This window comes from Microbacterium sp. MM2322 (genome assembly GCF_964186585.1).
GTDB lineage: Bacteria > Actinomycetota > Actinomycetes > Actinomycetales > Microbacteriaceae > Microbacterium.
In genome coordinates this window covers 1,411,397-1,434,401 of the sequence record NZ_OZ075067.1, presented here as the reverse complement: position 1 = coordinate 1,434,401, position 23,005 = coordinate 1,411,397, and the positions used below count along the sequence as shown (strand labels likewise).

Annotated in this window: 22 protein-coding genes and 4 tRNA genes; 11 read left to right on the top strand and 15 right to left on the bottom strand. The window is 68.3% G+C overall.

Annotation, left to right across the window (positions count from 1 at the left end; translation table 11 throughout):
- Positions 1–23: 23 nt before the first annotated feature.
- Entirely contained in the window at positions 24–614 is a 591-nt protein-coding gene (pdxT, locus tag ABQ271_RS07010; protein WP_349310869.1) for a pyridoxal 5'-phosphate synthase glutaminase subunit PdxT, read from the bottom strand.
- Positions 608–1,498: a pyridoxal 5'-phosphate synthase lyase subunit PdxS gene (gene pdxS, locus ABQ271_RS07005; RefSeq protein ID WP_349310749.1), complete on the bottom strand. Its 891-nt coding sequence runs from the start codon at positions 1,496–1,498 to the stop codon at positions 608–610. Before pdxS ends, pdxT begins: the two co-directional genes overlap by 7 nt.
- 40 nt (positions 1,499–1,538) lie before the next feature.
- On the opposite strand from pdxS, the gene ABQ271_RS07000 reads away from it, so the two are divergent.
- Together ABQ271_RS07000 and pdxY are read left to right on the top strand one after the other, a co-directional pair.
- Entirely contained in the window at positions 1,539–2,891 is a 1,353-nt protein-coding gene (locus ABQ271_RS07000; RefSeq protein WP_349310748.1) for an aminotransferase class I/II-fold pyridoxal phosphate-dependent enzyme, read from the top strand.
- Entirely contained in the window at positions 2,888–3,739 is an 852-nt protein-coding gene (gene pdxY, locus ABQ271_RS06995) for a pyridoxal kinase PdxY (protein ID WP_349310747.1), read from the top strand. The genes ABQ271_RS07000 and pdxY overlap by 4 nt, the downstream gene beginning before the upstream one ends.
- A gap of 19 nt (positions 3,740–3,758) precedes the next feature.
- Here the strand turns inward: pdxY and ABQ271_RS06990 are convergent, their stop codons facing one another.
- Positions 3,759–4,307: an HIT domain-containing protein gene (locus ABQ271_RS06990; RefSeq protein WP_349310746.1), complete on the bottom strand. Its 549-nt coding sequence runs from the start codon at positions 4,305–4,307 to the stop codon at positions 3,759–3,761.
- Positions 4,304–6,313, bottom strand: coding sequence for a threonine--tRNA ligase (thrS, locus tag ABQ271_RS06985; RefSeq protein ID WP_349310745.1), 2,010 nt, complete (start codon positions 6,311–6,313; stop codon positions 4,304–4,306). Before thrS ends, ABQ271_RS06990 begins: the two co-directional genes overlap by 4 nt.
- Positions 6,314–6,467: 154 nt before the next feature.
- Between thrS and ABQ271_RS06980 the strand changes: the two genes are divergently transcribed.
- Positions 6,468–7,634, top strand: coding sequence for an SLC13 family permease (locus ABQ271_RS06980; RefSeq protein WP_349310744.1), 1,167 nt, complete (start codon positions 6,468–6,470; stop codon positions 7,632–7,634).
- A 4-nt stretch (positions 7,635–7,638) separates the two neighbouring features.
- Here ABQ271_RS06980 and ABQ271_RS06975 read toward each other — a convergent pair whose 3' ends face one another.
- Positions 7,639–8,295, bottom strand: coding sequence for a DNA alkylation repair protein (locus tag ABQ271_RS06975; RefSeq protein WP_349310743.1), 657 nt, complete (start codon positions 8,293–8,295; stop codon positions 7,639–7,641).
- 1 nt (position 8,296) lies between these two features.
- Complete coding sequence (locus tag ABQ271_RS06970; protein ID WP_349310742.1) at positions 8,297–8,809, bottom strand: ACT domain-containing protein; 513 nt, start codon at positions 8,807–8,809, stop codon at positions 8,297–8,299.
- Between the two features lie 76 nt (positions 8,810–8,885).
- Between ABQ271_RS06970 and ABQ271_RS06965 the strand changes: the two genes are divergently transcribed.
- On the top strand, positions 8,886–9,929 hold the full coding sequence (locus ABQ271_RS06965; protein WP_349310741.1) for an NAD(P)-dependent alcohol dehydrogenase: 1,044 nt from the start codon (positions 8,886–8,888) through the stop codon (positions 9,927–9,929).
- Positions 9,930–9,944: 15 nt separating this feature from the next.
- On the opposite strand, the gene ABQ271_RS06960 is transcribed toward ABQ271_RS06965, so the two are convergent.
- The gene (locus ABQ271_RS06960) at positions 9,945–10,295 is read right to left on the bottom strand and encodes a YnfA family protein (protein WP_349310740.1); all 351 of its coding nucleotides are present in this window, start codon (positions 10,293–10,295) and stop codon (positions 9,945–9,947) included.
- A gap of 137 nt (positions 10,296–10,432) precedes the next feature.
- Here ABQ271_RS06960 and ABQ271_RS06955 point away from each other — a divergent pair, with 137 nt between their 5' ends.
- Positions 10,433–10,747 carry a hypothetical protein gene (locus ABQ271_RS06955; protein WP_349310739.1) on the top strand — a complete coding sequence of 105 codons (315 nt, stop codon included), beginning with the start codon at positions 10,433–10,435 and terminating at the stop codon, positions 10,745–10,747.
- A gap of 67 nt (positions 10,748–10,814) precedes the next feature.
- Here the strand turns inward: ABQ271_RS06955 and ABQ271_RS06950 are convergent.
- The 3 genes from ABQ271_RS06950 to ABQ271_RS06940 form a co-directional block, all read right to left on the bottom strand.
- Positions 10,815–10,886: transfer RNA gene (locus tag ABQ271_RS06950), tRNA-Val, on the bottom strand.
- Between the two features lie 24 nt (positions 10,887–10,910).
- A tRNA-Cys gene (locus ABQ271_RS06945) sits at positions 10,911–10,984 on the bottom strand.
- A 55-nt stretch (positions 10,985–11,039) separates the two neighbouring features.
- Positions 11,040–11,111: transfer RNA gene (locus ABQ271_RS06940), tRNA-Gly, on the bottom strand.
- A gap of 160 nt (positions 11,112–11,271) precedes the next feature.
- Between ABQ271_RS06940 and ABQ271_RS06935 the strand changes: the two genes are divergently transcribed.
- Positions 11,272–11,344 (top strand) — tRNA-Val (locus tag ABQ271_RS06935).
- Positions 11,345–11,388: 44 nt separating this feature from the next.
- Here ABQ271_RS06935 and ABQ271_RS06930 read toward each other — a convergent pair.
- The 4 genes from ABQ271_RS06930 to zapE all read right to left on the bottom strand — a co-directional run bounded on the left by ABQ271_RS06930 (position 11,389) and on the right by zapE (position 15,807).
- Positions 11,389–11,859: a type II toxin-antitoxin system PemK/MazF family toxin gene (locus ABQ271_RS06930; protein ID WP_349310738.1), complete on the bottom strand. Its 471-nt coding sequence runs from the start codon at positions 11,857–11,859 to the stop codon at positions 11,389–11,391.
- 30 nt (positions 11,860–11,889) lie between these two features.
- A complete protein-coding gene (locus ABQ271_RS06925; RefSeq protein WP_349310737.1) occupies positions 11,890–13,173 on the bottom strand; it encodes an ABC transporter substrate-binding protein in 1,284 nt (427 codons plus the stop codon).
- Between the two features lie 168 nt (positions 13,174–13,341).
- On the bottom strand, positions 13,342–14,610 hold the full coding sequence (locus ABQ271_RS06920) for an ammonium transporter (RefSeq protein ID WP_349310736.1): 1,269 nt from the start codon (positions 14,608–14,610) through the stop codon (positions 13,342–13,344).
- A gap of 165 nt (positions 14,611–14,775) precedes the next feature.
- Entirely contained in the window at positions 14,776–15,807 is a 1,032-nt protein-coding gene (gene zapE / locus ABQ271_RS06915; RefSeq protein ID WP_349310735.1) for a cell division protein ZapE, read from the bottom strand.
- Positions 15,808–15,874: 67 nt separating this feature from the next.
- On the opposite strand from zapE, the gene ABQ271_RS06910 reads away from it, so the two are divergent.
- The gene (locus tag ABQ271_RS06910; RefSeq protein ID WP_349310734.1) at positions 15,875–16,579 is read left to right on the top strand and encodes a dihydrofolate reductase family protein; all 705 of its coding nucleotides are present in this window, start codon (positions 15,875–15,877) and stop codon (positions 16,577–16,579) included.
- Here ABQ271_RS06910 and ABQ271_RS06905 read toward each other — a convergent pair.
- Positions 16,551–17,771, bottom strand: coding sequence for an alpha/beta fold hydrolase (locus ABQ271_RS06905; protein WP_349310733.1), 1,221 nt, complete (start codon positions 17,769–17,771; stop codon positions 16,551–16,553). The two genes, ABQ271_RS06910 and ABQ271_RS06905, sit on opposite strands and share 29 nt — an antisense overlap.
- 25 nt (positions 17,772–17,796) lie before the next feature.
- Between ABQ271_RS06905 and ABQ271_RS06900 the strand changes: the two genes are divergently transcribed.
- The 4 genes from ABQ271_RS06900 (at position 17,797) to ABQ271_RS06885 (ending at position 22,995) form a co-directional block, all read left to right on the top strand.
- Entirely contained in the window at positions 17,797–18,378 is a 582-nt protein-coding gene (locus tag ABQ271_RS06900) for a DUF3000 domain-containing protein (protein WP_349310732.1), read from the top strand.
- Positions 18,371–19,567, top strand: coding sequence for a ribonuclease D (locus ABQ271_RS06895; RefSeq protein WP_349310731.1), 1,197 nt, complete (start codon positions 18,371–18,373; stop codon positions 19,565–19,567). Before ABQ271_RS06900 ends, ABQ271_RS06895 begins: the two co-directional genes overlap by 8 nt.
- Before the next feature lie 72 nt (positions 19,568–19,639).
- Positions 19,640–20,842 (top strand): thiolase family protein, encoded by a 1,203-nt coding sequence (locus ABQ271_RS06890; protein WP_349310730.1) that lies wholly within the window; start codon positions 19,640–19,642, stop codon positions 20,840–20,842.
- Positions 20,843–20,853: 11 nt separating this feature from the next.
- Complete coding sequence (locus ABQ271_RS06885; protein ID WP_349310729.1) at positions 20,854–22,995, top strand: 3-hydroxyacyl-CoA dehydrogenase NAD-binding domain-containing protein; 2,142 nt, start codon at positions 20,854–20,856, stop codon at positions 22,993–22,995.
- Positions 22,996–23,005 lie beyond the last annotated feature (10 nt).

The window sequence follows — 23,005 nt, the reverse complement described above, 5'->3', positions numbered from 1 at the left end:
AGGACCGCGGTCACGCCGGTCCGCTACGCGTCGCCCACGCCCGCGAGGAACAGCTCGTGGAAGCGGGTGTCGCCGTCGAGCTCGGGGTGGAAGGAGATGCCGACGAGCGCTCCCTGGCGGACGGCGACGATCCGCCCGTCCGGCAGGCGTCCGAGCACCTCCGCCGAGCCGGCATCCGTCACGACGGGGGCACGGATGAACGTGGCCCGGATCGGCGGAGCACCGATGGCGGGCACGTCGAGCTCGGTCTCGAACGACTCCGTCTGCGCGCCGAACGCGTTCCGCTGCACGGCGACGTCGAGCCCGCCGAACGTCTGCTGGCCGGCGATGCCGTCGACGAGGCGGTCGGCGAGCAGGATGAGACCGGCACACGTGCCGAGGACCGGCATCCCGCCCGCGATCGCCTCGCGGATCGGCTCCCGCATGCCGAAGGACCTGGAGAGCTTGTCGATGACGCTCGACTCCCCGCCGGGGAGGACGAGCCCGTCGACGGTGGCGAGCTCCTCGGGGCGGCGCACGAGGACGACCTCGGCGCCGAGCCCGGCCAGCACGCGGGCGTGCTCACGGACGTCGCCCTGGAGCGCGAGGATCCCGACCCGCGGCGAGGTCACCAGCCGCGCTCGGCCAGACGGTGCGGCGCGGGGAGGTCCGACACGTTGATGCCGACCATGGCCTCGCCGAGGCCGCGGGACACGTCCGCGACGACCTTCGGGTCGTCGAAGAACGTCGTCGCCTTCACGATCGCGGCCGCGCGTTCGGCCGGGTTGCCGCTCTTGAAGATGCCCGAGCCCACGAACACGCCGTCCGCGCCCAGCTGCATCATCATCGCCGCGTCGGCGGGGGTCGCGACGCCGCCGGCGACGAACAGGACGACGGGGAGAGCCCCGGTCTCGGCGATCTCGGCGACGAGGTCGTAGGGCGCCTGAAGCTCCTTGGCCGCGACGTACAGCTCGTCCTTCGGGAGGGCGGCGAGGGCCGCGATCTCGCCGCGGATCTTACGGATGTGCTTCATCGCCTCCGAGACGTCACCCGTTCCCGCCTCGCCCTTGGATCGGATCATCGCGGCACCTTCGGTGATGCGCCGAAGCGCCTCGCCGAGGTTCGTGGCACCGCAGACGAAGGGCACGGTGTAGCCCCACTTGTCGATGTGGTTCACGTAGTCGGCCGGGGACAGCACCTCGGACTCGTCTATGTAGTCGACGCCGAGCTCCTGCAACACCTGGGCCTCGACGAAGTGACCGATGCGGGCCTTGGCCATGACGGGGATGGAGACGGAGGCGATGATGTCGTCGATGAGGTCGGGGTCGCTCATGCGCGCGACACCGCCCTGGGAACGGATGTCGGCGGGCACCCGCTCGAGCGCCATGACGGCGACGGCGCCGGCGTCCTCGGCGATCTTGGCCTGGTCGGCGGTGACGACGTCCATGATGACGCCGCCCTTGAGCATCTCGGCGAGGCCCCGCTTCACGCGGGCGGTTCCGGTGGTCGATTCTGGCATAGGCCAAAAGTTAGCATGTCCGAGACATAGACTCGTCCGCATGACGAACGACGTCCTGGCGATCCACGGCGACACCGCCGCGGAGATCGCGGACAGCATCCGTTCACTCATCGACCGCGGCGCACTCGCCCCGGGCGCCGCTCTTCCCCCGGTTCGGACCCTCGCCGACGCGGTCGGCGTCAACCGCAACACGGTGGTCGCCGCGTACCGTCAGCTCGCCGCCGCCGGCGCCGTCGAGACCGCCGGCCGCGCCGGCACTCGCGTGGCTGCCCGGTCCGACATCGCGCAGGAGGGATTCGCCGCCGACACCGTCCTGCGCGACGTCGGCACGGGAAATCCCGATCCCGCACTCATCCCCGATCCCTTCCGCGCCCTCCGCACCCTGGAGGGTCGACCCGTGCTGTACGGCGAGCCGACGATCGATCCCGACCTCGAATCGTGGGCCGCCGCCTGGATCGCCACCGACCTGCCGGGACGCGACGAACTGCACCTCACGATCACCGGCGGCGCAGTCGATGCGCTCGAACGGCTCTTCGCGGACGCCCTCACCCGCGACGACGCCGTCGGCCTCGAAGACCCCTGCTTCCTCTCCGCGCTCCGCACCGTCCGGATCGGCGGATACCGCCCGGTTCCGATCCCCGTCGACGAGTACGGGATGACGGTGGCCGGCCTGCAGGCCGCGCTCGACGCCGGCGTTCGCGCGATCGTCTGCACCCCCCGCGCGCAGAACCCCACCGGGGTGAGCCTCACCGCCGAGCGTGCGGCGGAGCTGCGGGCCGTGCTGGAGCGGCATCCGTACGTCCTGGTCATCGAAGACGACCACTTCTCGATGCTCTCCCGCGAGCGGTACCACTCGATCATCGGCTCCTCCCACCGCCGGTGGGCCCTCATCCGATCGGTGTCGAAGTTCCTCGGACCCGACATGTGCCTCGCTGTCACGGCGAGCGACCGCGAGACCGCCGACCGGCTCGCCCGACGGCTCAGTCCCGGCTCCACGTGGGTGAGCCATCTGCTGCAGCGGCTCGTGCTGTCGCTCGTCTCCGATCCCGATGTGATGGCGGGCGTAGAGAGCGCCGCCCGGCACTACCGGGAGCGCAACGAGGCTTTCGCCGCCTTGCTCACCTCCGCGGGGCTCCCCACCGTCGTCGGTGACGGGCTCAGCCTGTGGGTCCGCGTGCCCGCGCCTGCCCGCGGGGTCGCCGAGCAGCTCATGCGTCGCGGATGGCTCGCCCGTCCCGGAGACGAGTTCGTGCTCGCCGACTCCGATGCGACGCACCGCCTGCGGCTGACCGTGCACGACCTCTCCGATTCCGACGCCGCGCGGCTGGCCGCCGACGTCGCCGCCTCCGCGCGAGCGATCGCGCCCACACCGAAAGCGAGCCCCGCCCCGTGAAGATCCTCTCCATCCAGTCGGCCGTCGCCTACGGACACGTCGGCAACTCGGCCGCCGTGTTCCCCCTGCAGCGCATCGGTGTCGAGGTGTATCCCGTCTACACGGTCAACTTCTCCAACCACACCGGGTACGGCGCGTGGCGCGGCCCGCTCATCAGCCCGCAGGATGTCGCCGACGTCATCACCGGCATCGAGGAGCGCGGCGCGTTCGGCGAGATCGACGCGGTCCTCTCGGGGTACCAGGGCGGCGAGGGCATCGGCGATGTCATCCTCGACGCCGTCGCGCGCGTGAAGGCGGCCAATCCGAACGCGATCTACGCGTGCGACCCCGTGATGGGAAACGCCAAGAGCGGATGCTTCGTGGCCCCCGCCATCCCGATCCTGCTGCGCGAGCGGGTGGTCCCCGCCGCAGACCTGATCACCCCGAATCAGTTCGAGCTCGGCTTCCTGACGGGCACCGAGCCGACCGACCTCGAGTCCACCCTGGCCTCCGTGGACGCGGCGCGCGCGATGGGTCCGTCGACCGTCCTCGTGACCAGCGTCGAGCGTCCCGACCGCCCCGAGGGGACGATCGAGATGATGGCCGTGACCGACGGCGGCGCGTGGATCGTCCGCACCCCGCACATCCCGATGAAGGCGAACGGCTCGGGCGACGTGACGGCAGCGCTGTTCACGGCCCACTTCCGCAGCTCTGGCGACGCCGCCGACGCTCTCGCGAAGACGACGTCGAGCGTCTTCGATCTTCTCCAGAACACCTACGACGCGGGCGCCCGCGAGCTGCAGCTGATCGAATCGCAGGAGGCGTACGCCCACCCGCGCATGCAGTTCGAGGTCACGCAGGTCCGGTGACCGCCACGGGGCTGGTCCGTCAGAGGACGGGCCAGCCCTCCTGCACGGCCTGGCGCACCTCGCCGAGAAGCTGAGGCAGCGCCTTCGTCTTCGCGATGATGGGGAAGAAGTTCGCATCAGTCGCCCAGCGGGGGACCACGTGCTGGTGCAGATGCTCTGCGACGCCGGCTCCCGCGACAGCGCCTTGGTTCATCCCGAGGTTGAAGCCGTCGCAGTTCGCGACCTTCCGCAGCACACGCATCGCGACCTGCGTGAGGGCACCGATCTCGGCGACCTCTTCGGGGGTCGCCTCGTCGTACGTGCCGAAGTGGCGGTAGGGGCACACCAACAGGTGACCCGAGTTGTACGGGAACAAGTTCAGCAGCACATACGCCGTCTCGCCGCGCGCGACGATCAGGCCGTCCTCATCGGACTTGCCGGGCGCCGCGCAGAACGGGCAGTCGTGCTTCAGCGGTTCGGGACCCGCCTGGATGTACGCCATTCGGTGCGGCGTCCAGAGGCGCTGGAACTCGTCGGGGACGCCCGCGAGCTCGGATGCCGGCTCGATCCGGACGCCGTCCTCCGTCATGCCAGGTCCGCAGCGGTGTTGACGAGCAGCCGCTCGGCGATCGCAGCGACGATCTTGTCGATCGCCTCGTCGACGGGGATGCCGTTGGTCTGCGAGCCGTCACGGAATCGGAAGGACACGGTGCCGCCGGAGCGGTCCTGCTCCCCCGCGATCAGCTGCACGGGAACCTTCTGCGTGGTGTGCGTGCGGATCTTCTTCTGCATGCGGTCGTCGGAATGGTCGACCTCAGCCCGCACGCCCTTCGCACGGAGCCGCGAGACGATCTCCTCGAGGTAGTCGCCGTACTGCTCTGCGACGGGGATGCCGACGACCTGGACGGGCGACAGCCACACCGGGAACGCGCCCGCGTAGTGCTCGAGGAGAATCGCGAAGAAGCGCTCGATCGAGCCGAACAACGCCCGGTGGATCATGATCGGGCGGTGCTTCTCGCCGTCGGGTCCGGTGTACTCGAGTCCGAAACGCTCCGGAAGGTTCGGGTCGACCTGCACGGTGGACAGCTGCCAGGTGCGGCCGATGGCATCCTTCGTCTTCAGGTCGATCTTGGGACCGTAGAACGCGGCCTCGCCGGGGACCTCGGTCAGCTTGAGTCCACTCGCGAGGGCGACGTTGCGGAGCGCGTCGGTCGAGTACTGCCAGAACTCGTCGCTGCCGATCCACTTCTCCTTCTCGTCGTCGCGCATCGACAGCTCGAGCTCGAAGTCTTCGAGTCCGAAGTCGCGGAGCATGGAGATCACGAATTCGAGGACCCGAGTGGCCTCGGTCTCGAGCTGCTCCGGGGTGACGAACAGGTGGGAGTCGTCCTGGGTGAACCCGCGCACGCGGGTCAGTCCGTGCAGCGCCCCGGAGAGCTCGTTGCGATACACCGTCCCGTTCTCTGCAAAACGCAGCGGCAGGTCACGGTAGCTGCGCGCGCGCTCCTTGTAGATCAGGATGTGCATCGGGCAGTTCATGGGCTTGAGGTAATAGTCCTGGCCCTGCTTCGTGATGTTGCCGTCGGCATCCCGCTCCTCGTCCATGACGATCGGCGGGAACATCCCGTCCTTGTAGGTGACGAGGTGGTTCGAGGTGAGGAACAGGTCCTCCTTCGAGATGTGCGGCGTGTACACGTAGGTGTAGCCGCCCTCGATGTGTCGACGGCGCGCGTGCTGCTCCATCTCGCCACGGACGATGCCGCCGCGAGGGTGCCAGACGCTCAGGCCCGAACCGATCTCCTCCGGGAACGAGAAGAGGTCGAGTTCCTTGCCGAGTTTGCGGTGATCACGCTTCGCTGCCTCTTCGAGGCGGTGCTGGTAGGCCCGCAGCTCGTCCTTCGACGGCCAGGCGGTGCCGTAGATGCGCTGCAGCTGGGGGTTCTTCTCGCTCCCACGCCAGTACGCGCCGGCCATGCGGGTGAGATCCCACCCGTTGCCGACCATGCGGGTGTTCGGCACGTGGGGTCCGCGGCAGAGGTCCTTCCACGCGGTCTCACCGTCGCGGGTGACGTTGTCGTAGATGGTCAACTCGCCGGCGCCGACCTCGACCGATGCACCCTCGGCGGCCTCTTTCGTGCCGCCCTTCAGACCGATGAGTTCGAGCTTGAACGGCTCGTCGGCGAGTTCGGCGCGCGCCTCGTCGTCCGTGACGACACGGCGGACGAACCGCTGGCCTTCGCGGACGATCCGCTCCATCTCCTTCTTGATCGCCTTCAGGTCCTCCGGGGTGAAGGGCTCCTCGACGCCGAAGTCGTAGTAGAAGCCGTCGGTGACGGGAGGGCCGATGCCGAGGTTGGCCTGCGGGCGGATGCGTTGCACCGCCTGGGCGAGGATGTGGGCGGTCGAATGCCGCAGGATGTTCAGTCCGTCGGGGCTCGACACGGTCACGGGCTCGACGCCGTCGACGGTGTCGACCACCGTCGCGAGGTCCTTCAACTCACCGTCGATACGGAGGGCGATGACAGAGCGGTCAGGGAACAGGGCGAAACCATCGGCGGGAAGTTCGACGTCCGCCGGGGCGATCAGATCAGACAAGGGAGGATCTCCAGGAAGTGGCTCGGATCAGGGTAGTCAGCTTCGAGCGCACGACGCGCTCCGCCCGCTCAGGCCCGCGGCGTTCGCGTACCGGCGAGGTGGGAAGACCGGCCGTTCTGCATCCTGCGAGTCTACTGGGCGCCCGACAGGCGCGATGATGGATGCCGTGAAGCTCGCTCTCGCGGGACTCGTCCTGCTCCTGGGGGCGATCGCCGCTCTCGTCACCGGCATCCTGCCCCTCGCCGACCTCGGCGGCGTCGCGGAACGGGTGCTCCCGATCCTCGCCTTCGTGGTCGCGGTGACGATCGTCGCCGAGCTCGCTGCGAAAGCAGGCGTGTTCGATGTCACCGCGTCGTGGCTCGCACGCCTCTCCCGTGGCCGGACGGCACTGCTCTGGGTGCTCGTCGTGGTGCTCGCGGTCGTCACGACCGCGTTCCTCTCGCTCGACACGACGGCCGTCCTGTTGACGCCGGTGGTGATCGCCGTGGCGCGTGCCAACGGCCTGCCGCCGCTGCCATTCGCGCTGACCACCGTCTGGCTCGCCAACACGGCCTCGCTCGTGCTGCCCGTGTCGAACCTCACGAACCTGCTCGCGCTCGCTCGCATGCCGGGGTCCGCGGACCCGGCATCCTTCCTCCTCCTGCTCGGCCCGTCCGCGGCTATCGCGATCCTCGTCACCGTCGCGCTGCTGTGGGCATTCCACCGCCGGTCGCTCGTGGGGACGTTCACCGTCGCGCCGCCGCCGCGGGTCAGCGACCGCGCGCAGCTCGTCGCGGCATCCGTTGTCGTCATCGCGCTCCTGCCGTTGCTCGTGAGCGGGCTCGAGCCCTGGATCCCCGCCACCGTCGCCGCTGCTGCCCTCCTCGCCCTCTTCGGCTGGCGCTCACCGAAGGCGCTCACGATCCGCCTGGTGCCGTGGTCGCTCCTCGTCTTCGCCGCGGGCCTCTTCTCCGCGGTCGCGGCGCTCGAAGCGTGGGGGTCCGGGCAGCTGGCGACGGCCATCGCGGGCTCCGGGTCCGAGCCCATCGATCTGCTCCGCATGTCGGGCACCGCCCTCGTCACCGCCAACGCGCTCGACAACCTGCCCGCGTATCTGCTCCTCGAATCGACGGCCGACACGCCTCACCGGCTCGCAGCTCTCCTGATCGGCGTCAACGCGGGTCCCCTGATCACGCCGTGGGCGTCGCTGGCGACCCTCCTCTGGCACCAGCGCCTCGTGGCTGCAGACGTGCACCTGCCGTGGAGCCGGTTCATCCTCTGGGGACTCGTCGCCGCTCCGCTCGTCGTGGGCGCGGCGACGATCCCGCTCCTCCTCGCGTGACGCGTCAGAGGTGCTTGAGCGCCTCGCGGCGGCTCAGCGGACTCAGCGCGTGCGCGGCCACGTACGCCGACACCCACTCGGGGTAGGTGCGGGCGGCATCCCGCAACGCCCAGCCGATCGCCTTCCGGATGAAGAACTCGCCGTCGCGGAGGTTCGGGTCCAGCGCCTCGGACAGCAGGTGCAGATCGGTTCCCGCGCGGCGGCCCAGCTGACTGAGGATCGCGAGACGACGCAGCCACATCTCCTCGCTCACGCACCAGCCCCGGACGAGAGCGTCGCCGTCCTTCGGATGGGCGTCGAGAAGCTCACGGATGCGGCCGCTCAGCTCGTCCGTGATGTCCCACCAACGACCCGTCCGCACCATGTGCTCGATGATCGGCACGATCCGGAGGTCTCCGCGAGCAGGCGGAACCGCGAGGAGCATCATCGCCGCGTAGCGCTCCTCACGATGGGATGCCGCGTCCCACAGCTCCCGCGCGTCCGCGAGGATGCGGAACGGATCCGTCTCCCCCACGGCCGCGGCGCGAGCGACTCGACGGGTGTCCGGCACGCGCACACCCAGGAACGGCAGGTCGGACTTCATGTACGCCTGCTGGCCCGCTGCGCGTTCGGGATCCGCCACCTCGCGCAGGCGGGCGCGGACCTCGTCGACGCGAGCCACGTCAGACGACGGTGAGGTCCACCTGGATCTCGCCCGCGAGTTCCTCCAGGGCGGCCGTCACGAGCGCGGCATCCGCCCCCGCCGGGACGCGGAACGCGACGGTCGCCTCGAAGAGCGTGCCGCCCGCCATGGGCGCCTCGAGCGTGCGACTTCGGAATGTGTCGATACTCAGTGCGTGAGCGGCGATGGCGGCCGTGACATCGCGGACGATGCCAGGACGGTCGTTGCCGAGGACGGTCACCTCCAGCGCGCGTTCGACGGCGTCGGAGGCCGGGGCGACGCGGCCGCCGTGCACGGTGACGCGCAGCATCCCGTCGAGTCCTTCGAGCGCGGCAATCAGGTCGGCCTCGCTCTCGTCGTCGATCGAGACGAGCACGATGCCGGCGAAGGCGCCGGCGAGTTCGGCGAGCTCGCTTCGCTCCCAGTTCCCGCCGACGGCGGACACCTGCTCGGCGAGGGCGTTGACGAGTCCGGGACGGTCGTCGCCGACCACAGTGAGCACGAGGTGGGCCATGGCGGGATCCTATCGTCCGTGCTGCGCGCGCGCAGGGCCCTGCCCTGAGCGCGGACGGCTGCGTAGCGTGGCGACCATGAAGGCACTCCAGTACACGAAGATCGGATCCCACCCCGAAGTCGTCGAGATCGAGAAGCCCTCGCCGGGTCCCGGGCAGGTGCTGCTCAAAGTCACCGCCGCCGGCGTCTGCCACTCGGACGAGTTCGTGATGAGCCTCAGCGAGGAGCAGTACACCGCTGCCGGCTACCCCCTCCCGCTCACCCTCGGGCACGAAGGCGCCGGCATCGTCGAGGAGCTCGGCGAAGGTGTCGAGCACCTGAGCGTCGGAGACGCCGTCGCCGTCTACGGCCCCTGGGGATGCGGCCGCTGCCGCAACTGCGCGCAGGGCAAGGAGAACTACTGCACGAACGCCCAGGCGGAGGGGATCATGCCTCCGGGTCTCGGGGCTCCCGGCTCAATGGCGGAGTACATGATCGTCGACAGCGCGCGACACCTCGTTCCGCTCGGCGACCTCGACCCCGTGCAGAACGTTTCCTTGACGGATGCCGGCTTGACCCCGTACCACGCGGTCAAGACGTCACTTCCGAAGCTGGGCGCCGGAACGACGGCGGTCGTGATCGGCACCGGGGGTCTCGGACACGTCGCGATTCAGATCCTGCGGGCGGTGTCGGCCGCGACCGTGATCGCGTTGGACGTCAACGACGAGAAACTCGCGCTGGCCAAGGAGGTCGGCGCCCATCACACCGTCATGAGCGACGGCGGCGCCGTCGACGCGATTCGCCGGCTCACCGACGGTCTGGGCGCGAACGCCGTCTTCGACTTCGTCGGTGCGGACCCGACGATCGCGACGGCGATAGGAGCAGCCGCGCTCGACGCAGACATCACGATCGTCGGCATCGGCGGCGGAACGGCTCACGTCAGTTTCGGCACCGTCGCTTATGACGCGGCGCTTCGCATCCCGTATTGGGGCTCGCGCAGCGAACTGATCGAGGTGCTCGACCTCGCGCGCTCGGGGCAGGTGGGAGTCGAGATCCAGCGCTACTCACTCGACGACGGCCCGAAGGCGTACGAGGCGCTCGCCGCGGGCACGGTCCGCGGCCGCGCCGTCATCGTCCCCTGACGTTTCGGGCCGCGGTCATCCCTCGGTCGCGTCGGTGAAGACCGGCGCGAAGATGATGATCGCGGCCCCCAGGAGTGCCACACCCGACCCGACGTAGTCCCATGTGGTGGGTCGGAAGCCGTCGACGACGATCCCCCAGGCGAGCGATCCGGCGACGAAAACTCCCCCGTACGCGGCGAGGACCCGTCCGAAGTTCGCATCGGGCTGGAACGCGGCAACGAAGCCATACGCCGCGAGGGCGACGATCCCCAGCAGCGCGAACCACCAGCCGCGGTTCTCTCTGACCGCCTGCCAGATGAGCCACGCCCCACCGATTTCCGCGATGGCGGCGATGACGAACAGGACGACGATCCGCGCAGTGGTCATGAGGCCAGTCTGTCAGCGCGCGATAACGGATCTGCGACACATCGGGTGTGTAGCCTGCCTACAGAGCTGAGGATGAGAGGATGACCACGGAGACCGCAGCTCCGCGATTTTTCACGCCTAGACCTGGGTCGGTTTCCATGGGACTTCTCTCGTACAACGCCACGACGCGATTCGATATCGATGACCGCACGCTCGCACATCTCGAGGCCGTCATCTACGCCAAGCTCCGCCGTGGGGAGTCGTTCCTGTTCACGTGGTCGCGAGCTCCGGGGGAAGGCGTGGGTCGGACCACCGTCTGGATGAATCGCGCCGCACGTCTGGCCTTCCGACGACGAGTCGATTCCCGCATCCCGCTGAACCCCGAGTGGGTCGCTCGGTTGATGTCGCTGGCGAACTCCCCCGCAGGCCTCCACGAGCTGGCGGAGTCACAGGATGCCGAAGCCTCCGGCTGACCGTCCCGCGAACGCATCCGCGGTGCCGGGACAACAAAAAACCCCCGGATAACCGGGGGTTTGTCTGTGCGCGATACTGGGATCGAACCAGTGACCTCTTCCGTGTCAGGGAAGCGCGCTACCGCTGCGCCAATCGCGCCTGTAAAGGCTGTTGAGTTGTGAGTGGAGGTGGCGACGGGATTCGAACCCGTGTGGACGGCTTTGCAGGCCGCTGCCTAGCCACTCGGCCACGCCACCGTGTGTGGTTTGACCCACGTGACGTGATCTCCCCGGAGGAAGATCCCCACACTCGAGCGGATGACGAGATTCGAACTCGCGACCCTCACCTTGGCAAGGTGATGCGCTACCACTGCGCTACATCCGCATTTTCGTTCCGGATCTCTCCGGCACTCGTTAAACATTAGACGATCCTTGCGCCAGCGCCAAACCGAGACGACCCCGCGCGTGTCTCGCCTCCGCCCCCCTCGCGGTTCGGCCCCCGTGCCGTGATCCGGTATGCTCGGTCATCGGCCCGAGTGTCATTCGGGCGATTGGCGCAGTTGGTAGCGCGCTTCCTTCACACGGAAGAGGTCGTCGGTTCGAGTCCGGCATCGCCCACCGCAAAGCCCCCGGAATTCCGGGGGCTTTCGTCGTCTGCGGGGTCATCTCGACCAGCCGTACCGAGCCTTCAGCGCCGCTGTCACGCGATCGAACCGAGCGCGGTCGAGTGCGGCACCCTCCCGACGCATCGCATCCCGGGGAACGCTGTACAAATGACCGAGATCGACCCACGACGGCCGGCCTGCGGCATCCCACTCCCCCACCCCGAGAGCGAGGTGCTCGTCGTCGAGGTCGTGCCGCCGGCTCGTGAGTCGTACGGCGTATAGTCGGTCCCTGCCGTGCTGACCGATCACGAGGACGGGGCGATCCTTTCCGCGACCGTCTGCTTCGTCGTAGGGAACCCACGTCCAGACGATCTCGCCCGCGTCGGGGGCCCCGTCGGCTCTCGGCCGGTAGCTCAGGCGCAACCCGCGGACGTCGGCGGGCATCACGCGCGTCGTCGAGGAAGCCGACCCTCGGCGCCGCGCCGGTCGCAGCAGACGGATGAGGGCTGAGATCAGGCGTGAAGGCACGCCGTCACCCTAGCCCTCGCCCGCTTCTGCTCAGTTGTTCAGGATCACGTCCGCTTCGTTGAAGAACTCGCTCACCGCGGCATCCACGCTCTTCGTACCGAGGCCCAGTTCCTTACCCAGGTCCCAGAACTTCTGCTCGAGCGAGCCGTAGCCGACGACGGCCGGCGGCGGGGCGTCGCCGATGCGGTCGGCGACCGAGTCGATGTAGTCCGCCACCTGTTGGTCGGGACCTTCGAGCTTGGTCCCCTCCAGCTTGCTGCTGGATGCCGGGAATCCGAGTGTGGTGCCGAAGATCGAGCCCGCCTCGGGGCTGTTGACGACGTAGTCCAGGAAGATCGCGGCCGCCTCGGGGTGCTTGGTGCGTGAGGAGATGGCAACCTGCAGCCCACCCTGTCGGTAGAGGTCCTTCGCACCGGCATCCGCCGTCGGCGGAGCGACGATCGCAATCGATGACGCACCGGAATCGGCGAGGTACCCGCCGAGGAAGTTGCTCCAGCTCATCTCACTGATGGTGCGCGCGGCGCCGAAGCCGGAGATCGGACTGATCTCTTCGAGTTGCTGCTGCGGAATGGTCACGCCATCGCGGAGGTCGGCGCCGGATTCCCAGAAGTCGGCCAGCTCGTCCTTCGTGAACCCGAGCTCACCCTCATCCGTATAGAGGGCCTTGCCCTCCGCGCGGAGCTGGAGTTCGAATACCTGGATGCGCTGGGTGTAGTCCGTTCCTCCGAAGGGCTTGCCGCCGGTCTTCTCGGTGACTTCGGCGAGCCAGTCGCTGAACTCGTCGAACGACGAGCCCGCCGCGGGAAGGTCGAGCCCGTGCTCGTCCAAGAGGTCCTGGTTGACGAAGTTCGCCCAGAGGCTGTACCCGGTGGGAAGCGAATACTGCGTCCCGTCCAGGCGTCCCGTGCCGAGCAGGCTGTCGTCGAACGTGGTGAAGTCGATCTGGTCGGCCACCTCGTTCAGGTCGAGGATCGCACCGCTCTCGCCGTACTGCCGCAGGTAGCTGTCGGAGAACTGGAAGACGTCGGGCAAGCTGCCGCTCGCGGCCTCCACCTGCCGTTGCTCCCAGTAGCTCGGGAAGTCGGTGAACGTCGTCTTGATCGTGATGTTGGGGTGCTCTTCGTTGAACGCCTCGATGAGCTTCGTGTAGCGGGCGGCTCGATCGTCGTTTCCCCACCAGGCGAAGTCGAGGGAGACCTTCTCGTCAGGGTCGAAGGAGCCGCCTGAGTCGGAGGCACCGGGACTGCACCCGACCAGCGAGACGGTGAAGGCGGCGGCGGCCACCCAGGCGGCGGTCGTACGGATGCGGGACATCGTCGTCCTTTCTCGTCCAGCACTGGACGGAGACAGAAGGGGGAAAGCGCTTCCCGCTCAACGTAGACCAGTGCCGTGAGGCCGCACAAGGAGAAAGTGAAACGTGTCACGAACGACGACGGAGGGCGCCGCGGGTAGCCCGCGACGCCCTCCGTGTGATCGGACGGATCAGGCCTTAGCGTCCTCCAGGACGTACCCGGCCTCGCCGTGCACGATCGTGTCGATACCGGCGATCTCGTCCTCGTTCTTCACGCGGAAGCCCATCGTCTTCTCGATCGCGAAGCCGATGACGAAGGCGAGCACGAAGGAGTAGATCAGTACCGCGAACGCGGCGATCGCCTGAACGATCAGCTGCGAGGCGTCACCGCCCATGAAGAGGCCGGTCCCGCGAGCGAAGAACCCGAGGTACAGCGTTCCGATGAGACCACCTACGAGGTGGATGCCCACGACGTCGAGCGAGTCGTCGAAGCCGAGCTTGAACTTCAGCTCGATCGCGAGTGCACACGCGGCACCGGTGATGAGGCCGAGGACGATCGCCCAGATCGGGTCGAGCGAACCACAGGCCGGCGTGATCGCGACGAGACCAGCGACTGCACCGGAGGCGGCGCCGACCGACGTGGGCTTGCCGTCCTTGATCTTCTCGACGAGGAGCCACGAGAGCAGGGCAGCGGCGGGAGCGGCGATCGTGTTGACGAACGCGAGAGCCGCGGTGTTGTCGGCCGCCAGCTCGGACCCGGCGTTGAACCCGAACCAGCCGAACCACAGGAGGCCGGCACCCAGGAGTACGAACGGCGGGTTGTGCGGGACGTGGACGCCCTTCTGGAATCCGACGCGCTTGCCCAGGACGAGCGCGAGGGCGAGGGCCGCGGCACCCGCGTTGATGTGGACGGCGGTTCCACCGGCGAAGTCGATGACGCCGACGCCGAAGACGTCCTGGAGCCCGTGCGTGATCCAGCCGCCGTACTCGAAGGAGCCGTCGTCGGCGAGGCCGAAGTTGAAGACCCAGCTGGCGACCGGGAAGTACACGACCGTGGCCCACACGCCGGCGAAGACCATCCATGCGCCGAACTTGGCGCGATCGGCGATAGCACCGGAGACCAGCGCCACCGTGATGATCGCGAAGGTCGCCTGGAAGGCGATGAAGGCGAGCTCCGGGTAGCTAGCACCCTCGCCGAGCTCGAGCGCGTTCGTCAGCCCAATCGCACCACCGTCGATGGCCCACGGGAACACGGTCCCCGACTCGCCCGGGAAGGCGATCGCGTAGCCGTAGACCACCCACAGGACGCCGATGAGGCCGAGTGCGCCGAAGGACATCATCATCATGCTGATGACGCTCTTCGCCTTGACGAGGCCGCCGTAGAAGAACGCCAGACCGGGGGTCATCAGCAGGACTAGTGCGGCCGCGATGAGTATGAATGCGGTGTTGCCTTGATCCATCTCGAAGGGAACCTCTCTGCAGGGACGCAGGTGTAGCGTCGGGTGCCCCCAGTGTCGACGTCCGCGGTTTCGCCCGGGGGCGCGCGCATGTTTCGCGTCGGTTACGAGGGTGGCGACCAGGTAAACATCAGGTTTCCCGGCCCTTCGAGAAGCGCGTGACCCTGCTTACGAGTGGGTGAGAGCAACGAGACGAGAAACCGCGCGCAGGTACTTCTTGCGGTATCCCCCCTCGAGCATGTCCGCCCGGAACACCTGGTCGACGGGAACCCCCGTCGCACGGATCGGGATCTGCGCGTCGTAGGCGCGGTCGACGAACGCCACGAAGCGGAGGGCCGCAGCTTGGTCGTCGAAACCGACGACGTCGCGGAGTCCGATCGTCCCGATGCCTTCGATGAGACGGATGTAGCGAGACGGGTGCACCGACGCGAGGTGGCGGATGAACGCCCCGAAGTCGTCATCCGAGACGAGGGCGGATGTCGCGGCATCCGTCATCGCGCTCTCGTACGCGGCGTCGTCGAGCACCACCGCGTGACCGTCGACGGCGCGCTGGCGATAGTCCGTGCCGTCGATGCGGATGGTCTGGAAGTGCTCGGCCATCGCCTGGATCTCGCGGAGGAAGTCCTGCGCGGCGAAACGACCTTCACCGAGGGCGTTGGGCGGAGTGTTCGAGGTCGCGGCCAGCTTGGTGCCGGTCGGGACGAGCTCCGCAATGAGGCGCGTCATCACCATCGTGTCACCCGGATCGTCGAGTTCGAACTCGTCGATGCAGAGGAGGTCCGCGCCGCGGAAGAGCTCCACGGTCTTCTGATAACCGAGCGCGCCGACCAGGGCGGTGTACTCGATGAACGAGCCGAAGTACTTCCGACGTGCGGGCATGTCGTGGTAGATCGCCGCGAGGAGGTGCGTCTTGCCCACACCGAATCCGCCGTCGAGGTACACGCCCGGCTTCAGAGGGGCCTCGCGCTTGCCGCGACGAAAGAATCCGCCGCGGGATGCCGGCGCCGACCGCTTCGAGCTGAACACCTCGAGCAGGTCCTTGGCCTCCTGCTGCGAGGGATACGCGTCGTCGGTGCGGTACGTCGCGAACGTCGCGCCGTCGAACTGCGGCGGCGGAACGAGCGCGGCCACCATCTCGGCGCCGCTCACCTTCGGGTCGCGTTCGCTCAGATGAGTGGTTCCGGCGGAGGTGAGGGACACTCCCCCAGCCTAGCCGCCGGGGGGGATCGCCCCCTCCCGTGGACGAGCGACATGCGAGGATGGCCGCGTGTGGGTGACAGAGGTGCTGCCGTCGTCCGGCGAGCGTATGGACGCCGCGAGTCCGGAGGGACGCCGCTGGCTCGCCCACCGTTACGCGCCAATCGAGACGGACTGGGTCCGGCTCAACATGATCACGTCGCTCACCGGCTCCGCTGTCGGCCCCGATGGGACGAGCAACACACTCACCAACCGGGCCGATCGAGCGATCCTGGGCGTCATCCGTGCCAGCGCCGACGCGATCATCGTCGGCGCGGAGACAGTTCGAGCGGAGGGTTACCTCCTCCCCCGTCGCTCGCGCTTGGCCGTCATCACGAGCTCCGGTGACCTCGCCGGGCACCGCCTCGACCCCGACCCCGACGGACCTGACGACCAGGTCCTGCTGGTCATGCCCCCCGGCACCGAAGCGCCACCGCCTTCCCACGGCGTCACGGTGGTTCGCGTCGCCGCGACCGATGGACGGATGACGGCGACCGGCATCCTCTCGGCGCTCACCGAGCGCGGACTTCGGCACATCGTCTGCGAGGGCGGTCCGATGCTGGCCGCGCAATTCGCCGCCGACGATCTCATCGACGAATACTGCGTGACCGCGGCGCCCCACCTCGTGCCGACCGCGGGTCCGTTCCTGCCCCTCCGACGACCCATCGACACCCGGCCCGCAGGCGTTCTCGTGGACGACGATGGGTTCAGCTACTTGAGGCTGCGCCGCCGCTGAGTCCCTGAGTGTCCAGCCACTCGCGGATGCGGGACGACCACCGCTCTTCGTCGTAGTTCCAGAGCTTGGTGTGGCGAGCGCGCTCGAACTCCTCGAGCTCGACGAGGTCGGGCCGCCGATCCCGTAGCGTTCGAGACGCCTGCGCCGGCACGAAGTCGTCCCCGTCGCTGTGGAGGATCAGGGTCGGCGTGACCAACTCCCCGGAACGGGCCAGGACGTCGAGCCTGCCCCAGGGGATCGGATCGGCCGCTCCCGTCACCGCGGACGCCCACGGGCGGGTCAGTGCCCCGAGCGCGGCCCGCGTGAGCGGACGCGGGATGCCGCTCGAGTCGGCGTGGTGGGTGAGCACCTGGCGCCAATCGACGACCGGCGAGTCGAGCACGACACCCTCGATGAGGTCGCGGTGAGCCGAATTCATCGCGAGCTGCATGGCGATGGCGCCTCCCATCGACCAGCCCATCAACACGATGCGTCGTGCGCCAGAACGACGGGCGTAGCCGATCGCCCGGTCGACGTCGCGCCACTCGGTCGCGCCCAGAGCAGAGCTCCCGCCCCTGCTCCGCGGGGCGTCGGTGTCGTTGCGATACGACGTGAGGATCGAGGTGATCCCCGCTGCGTGGAAGACCGGCACGGCACGCAGGGTCTCGGCACGCGTGGTGCCGCGGCCGTGGATGTGGACCGCCCAGACGTCCGTGGGCTGGCCTGCCGGGAAAACCCAGGCGGGGCACGGACCGAGAGCCGTCGGCACCATCACACGCTCGAAGGGGAGGTGAAGTTCGCCCGGCTCGGCGAAGTACCACCCGCTGAAGGCGGCGGCGGCGGTGAGCCGGTCGTTCTCGTCGATCTCGGTCAGCAGCTTTCGGGTGACCGTGTCGCCGCGGGCTGTCAGCACCGTGCCGAGCTTGACGTAACTCTTGGTACCCGTCGTGAAGAGGCCGTAACGCCCGGGCAGGACGGTGTCGTCGGAGCGGGACAGAGTGATCGTCTGCGCGACGATGTCGACGTCGACGATCGTGGTGTCGGGAGTGCGCGCCGAAGGGGTGACGACCCGGCGTGCGACGCGCCCGGCAAGAAGGGCGAGAAGGCCCGTCGCGCTGACGAAAGCGGTAGCCAGAGCGACGATCGTGCTGCGAAGCGCGACGATCGTCGCCGACCGGGCGTCGTCGGGAACGGCGCGCCTGGAAGCCTTCATGGTGCCCTCACTCTAGTCTGACGCCGTGACCGAACCCCCGTCCGGGACGCCGGAATTCCTCGTCGTCAGCGCCGCGCTGCGCGAGTTGCGCTTCCGCGACGACTTCATCGTCCGCGAAATCGCAGCCCCGGCCTCGCTCGCGCCCGATGCAATCGCGTTCGCGGGCGACGTGCGCCCCGACGACGACGGCGAGTCCCCCTATGGGACGGGACGCATCGTCATCCTGCACGACGAGTCGGAACCGGATGCCTGGGGCAGCGCCTGGCGGATCGTCTGTTTCGCGCAGGCACCGCTCGAATCGGAGATCGGTACCGACCCGCTCCTCGCCGACGTAGCCTGGTCGTGGCTGGTCGATGCCCTCGCCGCGCGCGGAGCGACGTTCCACGCGGCATCCGGCACGGCGACCAAGACCCTGTCGAAGGGTTTCGGAACGCTGGCTGCGGAGGGTGACGGTGCGCAGATCGAGCTTCGCGCATCGTGGTCTCCCGAAGGAAGCCTGAGCAGTCATATGGATGCCTGGGGTGAGCTGGTCTGCATGTTGGCCGGTCTTCCCCCGGGCTCGGAGAACATCGCCGTTTTCGGCGGGCAGCGGAGTACACGTGGCTGAATACGAGGTCATCGCCGATCAGGATGCGGCGGCGGCCGCAGCGTCGCGCCTAGCGGTGGGGCACGGCCCTGTCGCTGTCGACGTGGAGCGTGCATCGGGGTTCCGATACTCGCAGCGTGCGTACCTGATCCAGGTCTTCCGACGAGGAAGCGAGGTCTTCCTCTTCGACCCGCCCGCAATCGGCGATCTGTCGGCGTTGCAGGCGGCCATCGGCGGCGAGGAGTGGGTGCTTCACGCCGCGAGCCAGGATCTTCCGTCGCTCCGCGAAGCCGGGCTCGAGCCGCCTCGGATCTTCGACACCGAACTCGCCGCCCGCCTCCTCGGCCACGAGCGCGTCGGACTCGGGGCGGTCGTCGAGGAGACTCTCGGAATCTCCCTCGCCAAGGCGCACTCGGCCGCGGACTGGTCGACGCGCCCGCTTCCGCAGGGCTGGTTGGAGTACGCCGCCCTCGATGTGCTGCACCTCATCGACGTCCGCGACGCCCTCGCGACCGAACTCGAGGAGCAGGGCAAGACCGCGTTCGCGGAAGAAGAATTCGAAGCCGTTCGTACGCGCGCACCCAAGCCGCCTCGCGAAGAGCCGTGGCGTCGCCTCAGCGGCCTTCACACGGTGCGGGGCCGTCGCGCCCTCGCCGTCGCCCGCGCACTCTGGGCGGCGCGAGAGGACTTCGCGCGGACGGAGGACGTCTCCCCCGGTCGCCTCGTGCCCGATCGCTCGCTCGTCGCTGCAGTCATCGCCGACCCAGCCACCAAGCAGGACCTCGCTCGCGTCAAGGACTTCACGGGTCGCGCCAGCCGCAGCCAGCTGGACCGCTGGTGGGCCGCGATCGAGACGGGACGGAACGACCCTGCCCTTCCTTCGGAGCGCGGCTCCGGCGACGGGATGCCGCCGCCCCGGGCGTGGGCGGATCGAAATCCCGCGGCGGACGCGCGGCTGAAAGCCGCTCGACCCCTCGTCGAGGCGAAAGCCGAAGAACTTCACATGCCCCCAGAGAACCTGCTGACTCCGGATCTCCTGCGTCGTGTGGCGTGGAATCCGCCGGCTGAGGTGGACGCGCCATCCATCAGCGAGGCCCTCCGCGAACTCGGCGCGCGCTCGTGGCAGATTGAACAGACTGCACAGCTGATCGCCGCAGCCTTTGTCGATTCCGTGCAGAGCGCCGACGCGGCATCTGAGACGGCTTCGTAGGTTCGAACCAACCGATTTTCGCGGCTCGACAGCGTCCCTAGGCTGGGTGGGAACCCAATCATTGGAGGCAGTGTGGCCGAGCTTTCGGACGTCTATTTCGTCGACGGAATACGCACCCCGTTCGGGCGTGCCGGCGAAAAGGGCATGTATTGGAACACCCGAGCCGACGACCTCGCCGTCAAGGCGACGATCGGCCTGATGGAGCGGAACCACGCGGTTCCGGCTGATCGCGTCGACGACGTCGCGATCGCCGCGACCAGTCAGACGGGCGAACAGGGCCTCACCCTCGGCCGTTCGGTGGCGATCCTCGCGGGGCTTCCCCAGACCGTTCCCGGTTTCGCCATCGACCGGATGTGTGCGGGCGCCATGACGAGCGTCACGACAATGGCCGCATCCATCGGGGTCGGCATGTACGACGTCGCACTCGCGGGTGGCGTCGAGCACATGGGGCATTACCCGATCGGGGGGAACGCCGATCCCAACCCGCGCTTCGTCGCGGAGAAGATGGTCGACCCCGGCGCTCTCAACATGGGGGTGACGGCAGAGCGCATCTTCGATCGCTACCCGCAGCTGACCAAAGAGCGTTCCGACCGGTTTGGCATGCTCAGCCAGCACAAGGCGCAGGCCGCCTACGACGCCGGCAAGTTCCAACCCGACCTGGTTTCCGTCGCGGTGAAGGATGCCTCCGGCGCCTGGGGCCTGGCGACCGAGGATGAGGGACGCCGTCCGCAGACGACGATGGCCGACCTCGCCGCACTGAAGACGCCGTTCCGCCCGCATGGGCGCGTGACGGCGGGCACGTCGTCGCCGCTCACCGACGGCGCGACGATGTCACTGCTGGCCGGCGGCGGTGCCGTCAAGGAGCTCGGCCTCGCGCCGAAGATGCGCCTCGTCTCGTTCGCCTTCGCCGGCGTTCAGCCCGAGATCATGGGGATCGGTCCGATCCCGTCGACCGAGAAGGCGTTGAAGAAGGCCGGGCTGAAGATCAGCGACATCGGCCTGTTCGAGTTGAACGAGGCCTTCGCGGTTCAGGTGATCTCGCTGCTCGACCACTTCGGGATCGCCGATGACGATCCGCGGGTCAACCAGTGGGGCGGTGCGATCGCGCTGGGTCACCCCCTGGCGGCATCCGGCGTTCGCCTGATGATCCAGCTCGCCGCACAGTTCGCCGAGCGTCCCGATGTCCGGTACGGGCTCACCGCCATGTGCGTCGGGCTCGGGCAGGGCGGTTCGGTCATCTGGGAGAACCCCCACTACAACGGCAAGAAGAAGTGAGGTTGTCGACGATGACGAACTACGACCAGATCGATTTCTCCCCCCTGCTCTCCCTTTCGGACAGCGAGGTCGTGACGAACTCCCCCGTCCGCGACATCACGCTCGCGAGCGGCAAGGTGCTCGCCCTCATCACGCTCGACAACGGTCGCGATCACACGCGGCCCAACACACTGGGGCCGGCGACTCTGACGGCGCTGGGCGCGACCCTCGACGGCCTCGCCGCTCGCGCGGCCGCCGGCGAGATTCACGCTGTCGGCATCACGGGCAAGCAGTACATCCTCGCCGCCGGCGCTGATCTCAGCGAGGTCAGCAACGTCGGCTCGGTCGAGAACGCACGCCTCATCGCGCAGCTCGGCCACCACGTGCTCGGGAAGCTGTCCGATCTGGGTGTGCCGTCGTTCGCATTCGTGAACGGCCTCGCCTTGGGCGGCGGTCTCGAGATCGCCCTGAACTCCACCTACCGGACGGTCGATGCCTCCGCGCCCGCGATCGCACTCCCGGAAGTGTTCCTCGGCATCATCCCCGGGTGGGGCGGTGCATACCTCCTCCCGAACCTCATCGGCATCGAGAACGCTCTCGAGGTGGTCATATCCAACCCGCTGAAGCAGAACCGGGTGCTCAAGCCGCAGCAGGCGTTCGACCTCGGCATCATGGACGCGATCTTCCCGGCGTCGAACTACCTCGAGGCGTCGCTGCGATGGGCGGACGGCGTGCTCGGTGGCTCCGTGAAGGTCGAGCGGAAGAACACCCCGGGCAAAATCGAGCGACTCACCAAGTGGCCGATCGCGGTCAAGATGGCTCGCGGGATGCTCGAGTCGAAAATCGGCACCGTCCCGCGCTCCCCTTACGTCGCACTCGATCTGCTCGACAAGGCGAAAAGCGGAACGAAGGCCGAGGGTTTCGCGCGGGAGGACGAGGCGCTCGCCTCACTCGTCACGGGTGACCAGTTCGCGGCATCCATGTACGCGTTCGATCTGGTGCAGAAGCGGGCGAAGCGTCCCGTGGGTGCCCCCGACAAGGCGCTGGCCAAGAAGGTGACGAAGGTCGGTGTGATCGGCGCGGGCCTCATGGCCAGCCAGTTCGCGCTCCTGTTCGTGCGGAAGCTCCAGGTCCCGGTGCTGATCACCGACCTCGATCAGGCCCGCGTCGACAAGGGCGTCGCCTACATCCACGACGAGATCGGCAAGCTCGAGGCCAAGGGCCGGCTCGACGGCGACGCCGCCAACCGACTCCGCGCCCTCGTGACGGGAACGACCGACAAATCGGCGTACGCCGACTGCGACTTCGTGATCGAGGCGGTCTTCGAAGAGGTCGGCGTCAAGCAGTCGGTGTTCGCCGAGATCGAGGCCGTCGTCGCCGAGGACGCCATCCTCGCGACCAACACCTCGTCGCTGTCGGTCGAGGAGATCGGCGCGAAGCTCGCACACCCCGAACGGCTCGTCGGCTTCCACTTCTTCAACCCGGTCGCGGTCATGCCGCTCATCGAGGTCGTGAAGACGCCGAAGACATCGGATGCCGCCCTGTCGACGGCCTTCGTCGTCGCCAAGGGCCTGGGGAAGAACGCGGTCCTGACCGCCGACGCACCCGGGTTCGTCGTGAACCGTCTGCTTGCGAAGGTGATGGGCGAAGCCGCTCGCGCCGTCTACGAAGGCACACCGGTCGCGGATGTCGAGAAGGCGTTCGCGCCGCTCGGACTGCCGATGGGGCCGTTCCAGCTCATCGATCTCGTCGGCTGGAAGGTCGCCGCGCACGTGCAGGACACGATGGTCGGCGCGTTCCCCGAGCGGTTCTACGCGAACGAGAACTTCCACGAACTCGCCGCGCTGGACGAGGTCGTCGAGAAGGACAAGGGCGGCCGGGTCACCGGCTTCACCAAGGCTGCGGAGAAGGTGGCGAGGAAGGCGACCGGCTCGACCCCGGCATCCGCCGAAGAGATCCTCCGCCGCGTGCAGGACGGACTCGCGCACGAGATCAAGCTGATGCTCGACGAGGGCGTCGTGCCCGAGGTCGAGGACATCGACCTCTGCCTCATCCTCGGCGCCGGCTGGCCGTTCATCGACGGCGGCGCGACGCCGTACCTCGACCGCGAGGGCGCGAGCGACCGGGTGTTCGGTGACACGTTCCACCACCCGCCGATCCGCGGGATCGCCTGATCAGCATGGG